This is a genomic window from Bacillus sp. z26, from assembly GCF_058313635.1.
The window spans coordinates 174,839-189,567 of sequence record NZ_JBZFQM010000004.1 but is presented as its reverse complement, the minus strand read 5'-3'; the positions used below and the strand labels follow the sequence as shown (position 1 = coordinate 189,567).

13 protein-coding genes are annotated in these 14,729 nt (G+C 37.1%); 7 read left to right on the top strand and 6 right to left on the bottom strand.

What is annotated here, in order from left to right; genetic code table 11:
• Positions 1-194 precede the first annotated feature (194 nt).
• Positions 195-2,492 (top strand): AAA family ATPase, encoded by a 2,298-nt coding sequence (locus AC4G3K_RS14055; protein WP_491133713.1) that lies wholly within the window; start codon positions 195-197, stop codon positions 2,490-2,492.
• 36 nt (positions 2,493-2,528) lie between these two features.
• Positions 2,529-2,948 (top strand): acyl-CoA thioesterase, encoded by a 420-nt coding sequence (locus AC4G3K_RS14050; RefSeq protein WP_491133712.1) that lies wholly within the window; start codon positions 2,529-2,531, stop codon positions 2,946-2,948.
• A 281-nt stretch (positions 2,949-3,229) separates the two neighbouring features.
• On the opposite strand, the gene AC4G3K_RS14045 is transcribed toward AC4G3K_RS14050, so the two are convergent.
• The 3 genes from AC4G3K_RS14045 to plsY form a co-directional block, all read right to left on the bottom strand.
• Positions 3,230-3,520, bottom strand: a complete 291-nt coding sequence (locus AC4G3K_RS14045; protein WP_491133711.1) for a HesB/YadR/YfhF family protein — start codon at positions 3,518-3,520, stop codon at positions 3,230-3,232.
• A 344-nt stretch (positions 3,521-3,864) separates the two neighbouring features.
• On the bottom strand, positions 3,865-5,004 hold the full coding sequence (locus tag AC4G3K_RS14040; protein WP_491133710.1) for a CapA family protein: 1,140 nt from the start codon (positions 5,002-5,004) through the stop codon (positions 3,865-3,867).
• Positions 5,005-5,441: 437 nt separating this feature from the next.
• On the bottom strand, positions 5,442-6,050 hold the full coding sequence (plsY, locus tag AC4G3K_RS14035; protein ID WP_491133709.1) for a glycerol-3-phosphate 1-O-acyltransferase PlsY: 609 nt from the start codon (positions 6,048-6,050) through the stop codon (positions 5,442-5,444).
• Positions 6,051-6,211: 161 nt separating this feature from the next.
• Between plsY and AC4G3K_RS14030 the strand changes: the two genes are divergently transcribed.
• From AC4G3K_RS14030 to AC4G3K_RS14015, 4 genes are all read left to right on the top strand, one after another.
• Positions 6,212-6,640 carry a CoA-binding protein gene (locus AC4G3K_RS14030; RefSeq protein ID WP_491075038.1) on the top strand — a complete coding sequence of 143 codons (429 nt, stop codon included), beginning with the start codon at positions 6,212-6,214 and terminating at the stop codon, positions 6,638-6,640.
• Between the two features lie 348 nt (positions 6,641-6,988).
• Positions 6,989-8,947, top strand: a complete 1,959-nt coding sequence (parE, locus tag AC4G3K_RS14025) for a DNA topoisomerase IV subunit B (protein WP_491076212.1) — start codon at positions 6,989-6,991, stop codon at positions 8,945-8,947.
• The gene (gene parC, locus AC4G3K_RS14020; RefSeq protein ID WP_491133708.1) at positions 8,944-11,379 is read left to right on the top strand and encodes a DNA topoisomerase IV subunit A; all 2,436 of its coding nucleotides are present in this window, start codon (positions 8,944-8,946) and stop codon (positions 11,377-11,379) included. Before parE ends, parC begins: the two co-directional genes overlap by 4 nt.
• 109 nt (positions 11,380-11,488) lie before the next feature.
• Complete coding sequence (locus tag AC4G3K_RS14015) at positions 11,489-12,295, top strand: YybI family spore inner coat protein (protein ID WP_491133707.1); 807 nt, start codon at positions 11,489-11,491, stop codon at positions 12,293-12,295.
• A gap of 135 nt (positions 12,296-12,430) precedes the next feature.
• Here AC4G3K_RS14015 and AC4G3K_RS14010 read toward each other — a convergent pair whose 3' ends face one another.
• Positions 12,431-12,781, bottom strand: coding sequence for a DUF4260 domain-containing protein (locus tag AC4G3K_RS14010; RefSeq protein WP_491133706.1), 351 nt, complete (start codon positions 12,779-12,781; stop codon positions 12,431-12,433).
• A complete protein-coding gene (locus AC4G3K_RS14005; protein ID WP_491133705.1) occupies positions 12,781-13,206 on the bottom strand; it encodes a MerR family transcriptional regulator in 426 nt (141 codons plus the stop codon). Before AC4G3K_RS14005 ends, AC4G3K_RS14010 begins: the two co-directional genes overlap by 1 nt.
• 386 nt (positions 13,207-13,592) lie before the next feature.
• On the opposite strand from AC4G3K_RS14005, the gene AC4G3K_RS14000 reads away from it, so the two are divergent.
• Positions 13,593-13,745 (top strand): hypothetical protein, encoded by a 153-nt coding sequence (locus AC4G3K_RS14000; RefSeq protein ID WP_491133704.1) that lies wholly within the window; start codon positions 13,593-13,595, stop codon positions 13,743-13,745.
• Between the two features lie 129 nt (positions 13,746-13,874).
• Here AC4G3K_RS14000 and AC4G3K_RS13995 read toward each other — a convergent pair whose 3' ends face one another.
• Entirely contained in the window at positions 13,875-14,705 is an 831-nt protein-coding gene (locus AC4G3K_RS13995) for an SDR family oxidoreductase (RefSeq protein WP_491133703.1), read from the bottom strand.
• Positions 14,706-14,729: the final 24 nt, after the last annotated feature.

The following is a 14,729-nucleotide window of genomic DNA, read 5'->3' as shown; positions in this document are numbered from 1 at the left end:
CCATGAAGGAATGTGAACTTTAAAACTTGCGGATATTACATGAACAAATACTTGCAAGAAGTGATTAAAATTCCATTAAGCTCAGACTGTTTTAAAACCAATGCTTATCTGTTATGCATAAGCCAAATAGATTAAACTGGAACGTGTTGTATGGTAGGATGGATACATCGACTAAAAAAGGATGAAACAAAAAGATGGAATTTATGATAACCCAATATAAAACCAAGCTTGATGAGTGGGAGAGAAAATGGAATGAAGAAGATTCCCTGCCTGCTAAATCCGAATTGCTTGAAGCAGTACAATGGCTTTGTCACAATCAAGCTATTCAAGAAGATCAAAACGAACTTGAAGGAAAACTGCTCTATTTATTGGCTCTTCAAAGGAGTAAAGAAAAGGAACAAGATGATTTATATTATCTATTAATCGAGGAAGCTAATCGCTTATTAAATGGCAGAGCTGATATACAGTTATTACTGGAGAGTAAACAATTAAATCAATTCAATGATTTATTTGCCGGCTTTCGTATTCCAACTTTACGGGAAACGGATAATCGAACAGCCAAACGTAATACCGTCATTCAAATTATGACTGAAACAAATTTATATTTGAATCGAACATCCGATGCGTTAAAGCAAATTAGTCATACAGCAGAATCAGAAGCCAGTATGGCTGCTAAAAGGTATTTAGATGAAATACTTATCCATATGCAAAAGGTCCTTTCTACAGCTAAAGAATATGAAGAGACTTTAAGCGGCAATTTTCATACCGCCATTGTTTATCAGGAGTTTAAATCTTCACTAAATACATTGAATAATAGGATCGATCAATTTAATGAATATATATCAAAACAAGATAAGAATAACCATGAAGATCATCAAAGTGCATTAGTAGAACTTAGCCAAATGATTGGTCTAAGTGAAATTAAAAAACGGGTAAACCAGCTTTATCAATTTCTAAAATATCAGAAACAGCGGGAAAAAATGGGGTTTAGTAATACAGGGGATATTAGTCTTAATATGGTTCTCACAGGGAACCCAGGTACTGGAAAGACGACCCTGGCCAGATTATTGGCGAAAATCTATTATGAATTAGGCATATTGCCGAAGGAATCGATCGTTGAAGTAGATCGGTCTAAATTGGTTGGAGCGTACGTGGGACAAACAGAGGAAAATGTTCGTAAGGCCGTTGAAGAAGCAATTGGAGGTGTACTCTTCATTGATGAGGCGTATAGTCTGAAAAGAGAGGGGCAACAAGGCGCTGATTATGGACAAACTGTTATTGATACCCTGATATCACTTATGGATAGTGCCGAATATGCAGGGAAATTCGCAGTTATATTAGCAGGATATCCTGAAGAAATGAGACAATTCTTGGATAGTAATCCTGGTTTGCGGAGCCGTTTTCCTCATTTTAATTATATGGAATTACCAGACTATTCATTGGAAGAAATGGTTCAGATTGCTATTCAATCGGGTGAGAAGAATCATTATTTTATCGCCCCAGAAGCTATTCCAGCTTTAAAAAAACGAATCGAATACGAGATGGTCGATCAAACATTTGGGAATGCCAGAACAGTAAAGTCGATTGTCATGGATGCTATATTCCATAAAGGTTCGATTGGTAACAGGATGGATAATGGGAGCTTTTTAAACTTTCTTCTTTTGCAGGAAGTAGATTTTTCTTCACAGTTCCCTATAGCTACAGGAGATCCACAGTCAGAATTAATGAATCTGGTTGGTCTGGATACAATTAAAGAGGAGATACATAAACTATCCGCATTTGTAAGGATTCAACAATCGAGAAGGCAGGCAGGTAAGAGTACAGTACCTATTCAGCTTCATGCAGTCTTTACCGGAAATCCAGGGACTGGAAAAACGACAGTTGCAAAGCTATATTCTGAAATTCTCCGAGATTGTGGATTGTTGAAGAGGGGACATCTCGTTGTAGCAAGCCGTGCTGATTTCGTGGCAGGCTACGTTGGGCAGACTGCCATTAAAACGAAAAAGAAAGTTCAAGATGCATTGGGTGGTGTGCTATTTATTGATGAGGCTTACTCCTTATTGAGCTCTTCTAATTCAGACTATGGGAAAGAAGTGGTCAATACATTGGTTGATGAGATGACGAAGCATAATGAAAACCTCGTCATTATCTTGGCAGGTTATCCGGATGAAATGAAGACTTTGCTGTCCAGTAATCCAGGTTTTTCATCAAGATTTAAAAAGTTCATGCATTTCCCGGACTACACGATCGAAGAATTAATGCAGATTATTGAGAACTATGCTCAAAAGTATCAATATGTATTAGATCAGCCAGCAAAAGATTATTTAGTTGAAAAATTAAATCTCATTAAAATTGATGGGAATGGACGCTTTGCCATCAATCTGGTGGATAATGCTATTCAGGCGCAGGCTGTTCGCTTGATTGACGAAACACATAGGGATGTTGACAATTCTACCTTGGTGAAGGCAGATTTTCAAAATGTGTTAGAATAGAGAAGGAACCATTATAGTAGAATAGGAGTGTAAGGAATGTTTGTTTCGAAGAAAGAAATCCAGTTGTTTTACGCAGATACAGATATGATGGGCATTATGTATCATGCCAACTATCTTAAGTGGTTTGAACTGGGCAGAACTGCTTTTATTGAAGAGTTAGGCTATAAATATAACGACATGGAAGAAGCAGGATATTATGCTCCTGTTTATGACGTTCAAGTAACCTATAAGACACCATTACGATATGGAGATAAAGCATATGTACATACATGGATAGAAGAAAATAACGGGTTAAAAACGCTATATGGCTATGAAATCCGGAATCAGCATGATCAGGTATGTGCAACAGGGACTACCACACATATCGTTGTTAGAAAAGACAATTTCAGACCGATTCAGTTCAAAAAAGCATTTCCAGAGTGGAATGCAAAATACGAAGAAATTAAACGCAAATAGATATAGATGTAATTAAAAAGCTGTCGGTTAAGTCATTATTATGGCTTAGCCGACAGTTTTTTTGTGCTTACTAGATGGATGATCGCAGTCTTCCCCAAATTTCATCATTATCATGTTATAGGTAATGATAAGTAGTTGAAAAAGTAGATAAGACATCTATATATTCCTGATATCAAGGGAGGTTATATAAATTGAGAAAAAGCAAAAGCAGACTGGGAAACGAATGCGTTCTCTCGGCCTGCTATTAGACTGGGGCTTTATACGATTAGCCCACGTCACCATTATTTACTGTAGTTGAACGTAGGCTCAGCTTTTCGATCATCGAACGTTACATGAAGATCATGTCCGTCAAAATACCATACATCATCCTCCGTAACAAAATAAGTAATCTCATCCTGTACAAGGGTTACTGCCGCTTGGTTAGGATCCTCTTTATTAATTCCAAGAGAGAAACCTGACTGGATAGGGCTATATCCTCCATAACGAGGGAAGAATCGTAGACTACCGCCTTTTTCAAGTTCTAATTCTTCTTTATACCATGCTGCTGATTTGTCGTCTATTGTAATTTTCATAGATGTATCCTCCTGATATTTAGTGATTTTTATAGTATATCTGATTTTCGAATACTACCATTATGACATAATGGATATAAAATAACGACTTATCGGTATGGGATCAATATAAATAACCAAGTAAGACTCTTCCTTGATGAAGCCAGTACTGTACACATATAGCCTCTTCATATCACCAATCCAATGAAGCGTTTCTGGTAAGAGTTTAATTTATCAAAATAGAACTCTAGTTAGTTATATATCCTTTAAATATCAGGGTTAATCTATTTAGTGACGATCCTTTGAAATAAAAAAGGCTACCCATCTACAGAGTATATCATGTGGGATAGCCTTGTATGAAATTCTTATTTTGTTGTATTACCTGACATGAATTCAGTCAGTTCTTCTTTAGTGGTCTTATTCTGGCCAAATACTTCTTCATTAGCAAAAGGTTTTATTCTAAAATCTTGATCATTTTGATTGGTTACATAAGTTGGGGTAAAGGTAACATCAGATACAGTTGTAATAGCACCTGTAGCGGACGACTTTTTGTTAATATTGATTGTAACCATTCCGCCGATATCTCTATAGTCATTTTGTTGACCGGAAATAAAATTACCTAATGAATAAACGACTAAAGTTTTATGTTTAGCAGTCTCAACCCATTCAATCGGCTGCAGGACATGAGGGTGATGTCCGATAATGATGTCAGCACCCGCTTCGGCCATTAATTTTGCCAATCTTCTTTGTTCATCTGATGGAGTCCGTTTATATTCTAATCCCCAATGGGCATTGATAAGGATGAGATCGACTTTACCCCGTAAATCCTTAATATCTTGTGTGATTCTCCGATCGTCTAAGTAATTGACTAAATAATCTTTCCCATCTGGAATAGGGATCCCATTCGTTCCATAGGTGTAGGAAAGGAAACCAATGTGTATTCCATTTACTTCTATGATTCGATCACGCCTGGCATCTTCATTATTTTTGTTAATACCGACGTATGGCATTCCAATTTTATTATAATAATCAATTGCACGAAGAATCCCTTTTTCACCCTTATCGAGTGAGTGGTTATTTGCCAGGGTTACCAGATCTATTCCAACGTCCTGTAAAGTATCCGAGATTTCATATGGAGAGTTAAATGATGGATAGCTGGATAATCCCAGATCGCTTCCAGCTGCAATAGATTCCTGATTGGCTATTGTAAAATCAGGATTACTTAACATGTCTTTTACAGGTGCGAACATATCTGAAAAGTCATAACCGGAACCAGTATCAGCATCTTTATAGACCTCATCATGCAGTAATATATCACCAATCGCTCCAATTTCAGCTGTTGTTTGGTATATTCGTTCTGATAATACGACCTCTTTTTTATACGACAATGTTACCGCTTTTTCATTAGATTGCTTAAAAACCTCCTCCTTATTTATAGACATAAATATACCTATAGATCCCATAAGTATACTAATGAATAAAAAGAGGGTTATTTTATTCTTCATGGTTCACCTACCCAGCAAAATTCTTGTAGAATCAGGAATTTATCATACCGCCATTCCTATATGTATATTGCCACTTTTTCTATTAAAATGCAAAATAAGGATTTTTGTGGGTAGTTGAACTTAAAGTTTTGACAAAGTTTTACTATTTCCAACTAATTCTTCATAAAAAATGTCTTAGATTGTTTGAATTTGAAGATAGTCAACAACATGCGTTTAAGAAGTTAGTTTCATCAAGATAATGGGGTCAATGTAAAATTCAATAAATAGGGGGGGAGAATGATAAAAACAGGAATTAAAATTTATAGATCACTTTATGAAATGAAATAGGGGTACCTATACTGGGTAATGGGTTAATTTACCTGTTGAAAAGAACTACAAAAGTAAAGGGAAAAGACTGTTTTTGCACCCCATAGGAGGGTAACAAAAACAGTCTTATATCAACGCTTAAACAAATTAACTTTTGGCTCTGTTTTATTAATAATCCTTTTAATATTGGCACGGTGTCGATAAAAGATAAAACCTACCAGGAAGAAAATTAAAATTTGAAAGGACAAATCATCTGTAAAGATGATATATACAAGAGCAACAATCGCAATCAACATGGAAGATAAGGAAACAATTTTAGTTAATAATAAGAATATAAAAAAGCATGCGACTAGAATTAAAAACAACTTTGGATCATACCCAAGTAAAATACCGCCTGAAGTTGCTACTGCTTTACCGCCTCGGAATCCTGCAAAAATCGGATACATATGACCAATAACCGATAATAAACCGCAAACTAACGGAATGGCAATCCAGCTAGGCCAGTTATCTGCTTGTATATGAATTATGTATGGCAATAAGGTTGCAAGAGTTCCTTTTAAAATATCAACTGATGTCACAATGAGACCGGCTTTTTTACCAAGTGTGCGGAATGTATTGGTTCCTCCGAGATTTCCGCTGCCATGTTCCCGTATATCTATGTTATAAAAGACTTTCCCTATAATTAAGCCTGATGGTATGGATCCAAGCAGATAGGACAGAACAAATAATAAATATAACATACAAACATTTCCTTTCTAACACAATTATTCAATATATTTTACCATGTACATATAAAAAGACATACAAATTTATTTTAATTGGTAAACTTAAACACTTTCCTATTAGGTGAGTACCGTTTATTCTATAATAGCCTAAGGGTATACATAAGAATACATTCAAAATGAAGGGGTTTGAGCTCATGATAGAAAATCCTGTAAGAGAAGAAATTGGTGTACTGTTAAAAAAAGCGAAACGAATAGCTGTCGTTGGCCTTTCTGATAATCCTGAGCGGACATCCTATATGGTGTCAAAAGCTATGCAGGATAATGGATATGAAATTATCCCTGTCAATCCTGCAGTGGACAGTGTTTTGGGGGTTAAGGCGGTAAAAACATTGAAAGATATCGAGGGTCATGTAGATATCGTTAATATTTTTCGACGTTCTGAATACGTTATGGACCTTGCAAAAGAATTTATGGAAATTAATGCGGATATATTTTGGACTCAATTGGGAGTTGTAGATGAAGAGGCTTTCCATATGCTAAAGGATAAAGGGTACACGGTGATTATGGATCGCTGTATAAAAGTCGAGCATGCCCTAACTAAATGATATAAAATGACCACCAATTACTCATAAATACATAATTGGTGGTTTTATTATGTAGCGAGTACCAAAAACTAATAGTTGTAAAAAGAGTGTACATGAGACCATAATTAAGATATAGGTCGGAATTTATATAATTACTTGGTACTAAATAGCACGAGGACGGCAACGTATACATACTATTTATGAAAACTTTATTTGCGAAACGAAAAATTATCTGTAAAAATAGAGCAATAGAGCGTATAGGTGAATGTTTATATAACAAAGAACATTTGTTCTTGTTTTGAAATATGTATATAATAGAAGTTGTAACGTATAGAGAGGGGTACATAAGTGGCAAAGAAAGTAAAAACTATAGATTATAACGAAGATGCCATCCAAGTACTTGAAGGATTGGAAGCTGTCCGAAAACGGCCGGGTATGTATATCGGCAGCACAGATACTCGAGGCTTGCATCATCTCGTTTTTGAAATTGTAGATAATTCCGTGGATGAAGTATTAGCTGGCCACGGTGACGAAATTATTGTAAAGATTCATAAAGATAACAGTATTAGTGTAATGGATAAAGGAAGAGGAATGCCTACCGGTATGCACAAAATGGGTAAGCCGACTCCTGAGGTCATTTTAACAATCCTTCATGCAGGCGGTAAATTTGGTCAGGGTGGATATAAGACTAGCGGGGGTTTGCATGGTGTTGGAGCTTCTGTCGTAAACGCCCTATCTGAATGGCTTGTTGTCACTATTAAGCGTGATGGCTTTATTTATGAACAGCGATTTGAAAATGGCGGAAAACCTGTAACGACATTAGAGAAGATTGGTAAAACCAATCAAACGGGCACAACCATACATTTTAAACCTGATCAAAGCATTTTCTCTACAATTGTTTATAACCGTGAAACCTTAAGTGAGCGTTTACGTGAATCCGCTTTTTTACTTAAAGGGTTAAAAATTGAATTACTTGACTTACGTTCGGATGAAAAAGAAGTTTTCCATTATGAGAATGGTATTGAAGCATTTGTTGCCTATTTAAACGAAGAAAAGGATACCTTGCATCCGGTTGTTAGCTTTGAAGGGACTCAGTCCGATATTGAAGTTGAATTTGCTTTTCAATTTAATGACGGATATTCCGAAAATATATTGTCATTTGTCAATAATGTAAGAACGAAAGACGGCGGTACCCATGAAGTTGGAATGAAAACAGCCGTTACCCGTGCCTTTAATGAATATGCCCGAAAATCCGGATTGCTGAAAGAAAAGGATAAAAACTTAGATGGTTCAGATATTCGTGAAGGACTGGCTGCTATTATTTCTGTAAGAATACCTGAAGAATTATTACAATTCGAGGGACAGACAAAGAGTAAATTAGGCAGCAGTGAGGCGCGTTCTGCGGTTGATTCCGTAATATCAGATAAATTATCCTATTATTTGATGGAAAATGCTGATATAGCCACTTTGTTGGTCCGTAAATCAGTTAAAGCAGCTCAGGCAAGAGAAGCCGCCCGGAAAGCAAGGGAAGATGCACGCGGTGGGAAAAAGCGTAAAAAATCAGATGCACTTCTTTCTGGTAAGCTGACACCAGCGCAATCGAGAAATCCCATGAAGAATGAATTGTACCTAGTCGAAGGGGATTCTGCCGGAGGCTCAGCTAAACAGGGACGTGACAGAAGGTTTCAGGCTGTTTTGCCTTTGCGTGGTAAAGTTATTAATACAGAAAAAGCAAAACTTGAGGATATCTTTAAGAATGAAGAAATAAACACGATTATCCATGCCATTGGCGGTGGGGTAGGAGCAGATTTTTCTGTTGAGGATATCAATTACGATAAAGTTGTTATTATGACAGATGCTGATACAGATGGCGCTCATATTCAAGTGTTATTGCTTACCTTCTTTTATCGATATATGAAACCATTAATTGAACATGGTAAAATTTTCATCGCCCTCCCTCCTTTATATAAAGTTAGTAGAGGAGCAGGTAAACGTGAGGTAATTGAGTATGCCTGGGATGACGATGAATTAGAAGGTACAATTAAAAAAGTTGGAAAAGGATACATGCTCCAAAGATACAAAGGTCTTGGAGAGATGAACGCGGACCAGCTGTGGGAAACGACTATGGATCCGGAACAACGTACGTTAATTCGTGTTCGCATTGATGATGCAGCACGGGCAGAGCGCAGGATTACGACGTTAATGGGAGATAAAGTAGAACCAAGACGTAAGTGGATTGAGGCCAATGTTGCTTTTGGATTAGAAGAAGATGGTAATATCTTAGAGAATGAGAACTTAACGGTTGCTGATGAGGAGGAAGTATTATGACACCAGCAGAAAAATTTCGCGATCTACCTCTTGAAGATGTGATTGGTGACCGCTTCGGCCGATACAGTAAATATATTATTCAAGACAGGGCATTACCGGACGCGCGAGATGGATTAAAACCGGTCCAACGAAGAATCCTTTATGCTATGCATTCGGATGGTAATACCAATGATAAACCCTACAGAAAGTCAGCAAAGACAGTCGGTCTGGTAATCGGTAACTTCCATCCGCATGGTGACTCATCTGTATATGAAGCGATGGTCAGAATGAGCCAGGATTGGAAACTCCGTCGTGAATTGATTCAAATGCACGGGAATAACGGTAGTATAGATGGAGATCCGCCAGCCGCGATGCGTTATACGGAGGCGCGATTATCCTCAATTGCCGGCCAGCTTTTACGGGATATAGATAAGAAAACAGTCGATTTTGTACCAAACTTTGATGATACAGCTGAAGAGCCAATTGTACTTCCGGCTAAATTTCCGAATTTGCTTGTTAATGGTTCAACTGGAATCTCAGCTGGTTACGCTACTGAGATTCCGCCGCATAATCTTAGCGAGATTGTTGATGCTACCATCATGCGAATCGATAATCCTGATTGTACGGTGGATGATTTAATGACTGCAGTAAAAGGACCTGATTTTCCAACTGGCGGCATTATCCAGGGGGCGGATGGGATTAAAAAAGCCTATGAGACAGGAAAAGGCAAAATTGTGATCCGCAGTAAAACTACTATTGAAACCTTACGAGGCGGCAGACAGCAAATTACGATTACAGAGCTGCCATTTGATGTAAACAAAGCGAATCTTGTAAAAAAAATTGATGAATTACGGCTTGATCGTAAACTAGAGGGTATTTCTGAGGTAAGGGATGAAACAGATCGTACAGGGTTACGAGTTGTTATTGAACTAAAAAAAGAAGTAGATTCCGACGTCATTCTTCAATATTTATTTAAAAATACAGACTTGCAAATTACATATAATTTCAATATGGTTGCCATTCATAAAAAACGCCCGCAACTCATGGGCATTAAAGCTATGCTGGATGCTTATATTGATCACCGTCGTGAAGTGATTACAAGGCGTTCGGAATTTGAATTGGCAAAAGCCCGTGATCGTCAGCATATTGTTGAAGGACTTATCAAAATGATTTCCATTCTTGATCAGGTAATCGCAACGATCCGAGCTTCTCTTGATAAAAAAGATGCTAAGGAAAACCTGGTGAGGGAATACGCATTCACAGAGGAACAAGCTGAAGCAATTGTTTCCCTTCAGCTCTACCGACTAACGAATACAGATATTACGGCATTAGAAAATGAAGCTGAAGAACTTCGTAAAAAAATTGAAGAATTGACAGCCATCCTTGGTAGTGAAAAGAAATTAATGTCAGTTATTAAAAAAGAACTGAAAGAAGTTAAAAAGGAGTTTGCAGATTCACGTCGTTCTATCATAGAAGATAAAATTGAAGAGATTAAGATAAATCTTGATGTTCTCATTCCAAGCGAAGATGTCGTTGTTACGGTCACGAAAGAAGGCTATATCAAACGGACAAGCTTACGTTCATATGCTGCATCAGGTGGCCAGGATTATGGAATGAAGGAAGGAGACAGACTCCTTCATAAGCTGGATATAAATACAACGGATACTTTATTATTATTTACGGATAAAGGCAGTTATATTTACTGTCCGGTTCATTTACTTCCTGACGTCAGATGGAAGGATACGGGGCAGCATATCAGTAATATCGTACCGCTTGAAAAGAATCAAAATTTATTGAAGGCTATTCCGATTTCTGATTTTGAAAAAGAAGCGTACTTATTATTTGTTACGAAAAACGGAATGGTTAAGAAGTCCGAACTGTCATTATACAAGGCAACCAGATACTCTAAACCTTTAACAGCTATTAATCTTAAGGGAGATGATCAGGTTGTGGATATCCATCAAACGGATGGAAATCATTCCATCTTCCTGGCTACTTCTATTGGGTATGGATTAATGTTCCCGGAAAGTGAAATACCAACAGTTGGAGCACGTGCATCCGGTGTTAAAGGCATAAATCTAAAAGACGACGATTATATTGTCGCAGGTAAAGTTTTTGTTGAAACTGAGTCTTCTATGATTGCGCTAATTACACAGAGGGGCGCTATTAAGAAAATGAAACGAAGTGAGTTTGAAATGACTTCCCGTGCAAAACGAGGAGTTATCATGCTGAGAGAGTTGAAGAAAAACCCACATCGAGTTGCAGGTATAGAATTTGTCAACGATCTTGATACACTAGTGATCCTATCGGAAAAAGGCATGATCGAAGAAATTCCATCTTTCCAATTACGACCTAGCGACCGCTATTCAAATGGTTCGTTCTTTATGGATGAAGGCGAAAATGGCCCAATCGTTGAAACATGGGTGACAACTCCAGAAATGCCCAAATCGTAACGACTAATAATCTATTTGAAAAGCTGTAAGCAGTTTTGTACTGTTTACAGCTTTTTTTGATTTATTATAGATGAATTATCTTAGTGTTATGCATAAAAAGGCTTATTTCATGGCATTCTATAATGAATTAATCCTTTATCTGGGAGCTGATAAACATATGAAAAAAGGGATAAATCTTTTTTTGATTTTCGGTATTTTAGGATGTTTACTGCAACAGCCTATATCCATTAATGCCGCAAAAATAGACAAAAAAGGTCGGGAAGTGGAACTTGGAACTTACAAAATTGATGTAACAGGAGACGGGATGAAGGATCATATCTATTTGTATGGTATTCCTTTTGATCAGGCTACTAAATATTATAAAGAATTTAAGTTGGTTGTAAAAACAAAACAGGGCAGTAAGAAGCAAACCATTCCAGGTGGATTTAAACCTTCCGTCAACTTTCTCGATCTGAATGGAGACAATACACTTGAAGTCGTGATGGAGATTCCAACTGGCGGAAGCGGAGGAGTTAATGATTATTATGCTTTTTGCATTTATAATTATAATATCGAACAAATCGACCTCCCTGACACCCTTAATATCAATGGATCTTTTAAAAATAACTACCAAGCTATTTTGATGATTCCAGAAGTTAACCAATCCTATACGATTGATTTAAAGAATCATAAAAAGAAATATGATAAGCTCGGCGTTTATCGAAAAGGGATATTAAGTGAACCATCGGAAACACTCGTAAGCGAATATAAATCGATAAAAGTAAAAGATATTGATCAAGATGGACATAAAGAACTTGTTTGTATACAGCAAGTATCTGGAGCATCGGTTGTTGACCGAATAGCTGCAGTTCAATCCAGCTGGGTATATAAAGAGGAAAAATGGATATTGAAAGATGTAAAAGTGATGCCTAACTAAGTAAAAGTTAATGGTTAGAGGGATTTTTAGTAATTTTTCTTAATTTCACCTAAAAAGAGACAGCTATTTGCTGTCTCCGTTGTTTAACTAGAGCACCATATTGTTAAAGTACATTCATATACAAAATTATTTCCATTAAAGTTTGTGTATATGAGTGATGTTAAAAGAATCTTCATATTTCAATCCAAAACCCAATAATCTATCCATAAATATATGAGAGATCCAGATGATGGATACTATAAGTAAATAATCTCTTGGAAAGTAAAAGTAACTTAAAAAGAAAAGTAGAGGTGCAATAAAACTGTGTCCAATATTATAAATAATTGCACCTATTTTTTTATTAATCGCATAACCAATCATTGTAATATCAGGAACAAATAAGAGGGCAAAAAACAACCATATCGGAAAGTTTAGATACACGTAAATAAAAAAAGAAACTGCACAGGCAAATCCATTTTCTATACGAACTATCTTATTAATAGTCATTATATATTCCTCTTATCACTACTTTTGAAGAGTTCAAACATCAATTCCTCAACAACTTCTTTATTTTCTGTATATTTCTCTTCATTGATTAGCTCTTTAACGTTTTTCAATAATTTTGATGCTTGTTCATAAAACCGAATTTTTTCCTCGATTTTTCTTATTTTTTGCTCAATTAGCGATACTGTTGAATTGTTACAATCTGTGGATATTGGTTCGCCTTTTAATATAAGCAATTGTTGAATCTCTTTTATGGTAAAACCCAGCTGCTTTAATACGATGATAAGCTGTAGTTGCTTTTCACTATCTTCATCATATTCTCGATAACCATTGTCTCGCCTTTTAGGTTTCAATATATCCTCTTTCTCATAATAACGAATAGTATCCGTTTGAATTTGATATTTCTTAGCAAAATCCTTGATTTGCATATTAACCACCCCCAATACAACCATAACATTGGAGTAATGTCTAAGGTCAACAGTCTATATATAAATTGTTTGAAAAAGAGTCATTTATGTATCCTTTCCATTTTCTCTTCCACTAACCTGGGTCTTAGTAAAAGAAGCAGTCTTAATTTCGAGGATACCAAAATAGATGTTCATTTTTATTCATCAGTAGCCATCAATGCATAAACAACCTTTTCTTTTTTTATAGAAATAAATCTCTTTTGTAATTTTTATTCCAAAATATAGGAGATGAATAGTAAAGGTAGAACGATTATTTTGTTCCATTAAGGAAATGTTAGAAAAGATATCTTCAATCATGAACTAATCCTACGAAAAGGTGATACAAGTTTGATCGAGGAGGAATGCTGATGGAGTCATATGATAACCTAAAAGCTGGCGAAAAGGGTGTTTGGCTTAGTATTTTCACTTATATCATTTTATCTATTTCTAAATCGGTGATTGGTTATTTTGGCAATTCCGAAGCACTGCTTGCTGATGGATTAAATAATTCAACATCCTAATCCCTGTCCTTCTAGCAAAAATGGTCACTATACAATTGATTTTTATCGTTATAATGCTGGGGCAGCAGGTTCATGATAATGAAAAAATGCTCCCGTGAAAGCTAGTTAAAGGTACGGGAGCTTCTATAGTCAATTATTGAAATAGTGCTCCTGTTCGAGGTCAGGGATTAGTCCAAGTTGCACAGGCTTCCATTTTAAGAGTTCCTGAGTTGCAGTGCTTGATATTGGGATATCGAGTGCTGCAAGTGTGCCAAGGAAGCCAAAGTGGTCGTTTACCTCTTCGCGTGAAATACTGACTACTGGAACGTTCAATTGTTGTCCGATGACTCTTGCGATGTCATAAAAGGGTACCCCTTCATCTGCAACCCCATTTAGTCTTGAACCGGCGGGGGCTTTTTCTAAGGCAAGACGATATAGATGTGCTGCGTCAAGTCGGTGAACAGCCGGCCAGCGATTGGTTCCCGCTTCCACATAGGCTGAGAAGCCCTTTGTTTTGGCAATATGGATTAACTTAGGCACAAATCCTGTGTCACCCTCACCATGTACTGAAGGACAAAGCTCGACAATCGATGTTCGCACTCCGCGTTCAGCCAGTGATAACATTACATTTTCTGCTGCCAATCCGTTGTTATGGGTGGTGATTACGAACGGTTTACCGGACCCTTCCAAAGCTGAACCCATCGCTTCGACGGCGTGCAGATCCGCTGTGAGTGCCCCGTCAAAATTCGAAAAGTCGTGATTGAATGCTAGATGAATCACACCATCCGCAGCAGCTGCACCACTGCGAAGACTGTTAAGATCGTCGATATCGCCGCGGTGACTATCGACCCCAACCTCTTTTAACTTCGCGGCACTATTGTCTGAGCGTGCAAGACCGACGACCTGATGCCCGGCGTTTATGAGTTCGCGGATGACGGCGGAACCGATGTACCCGGTTGCTCCTGTTACGAAAACACGCATTATGCTTCCCCCCTTTTCATGCTA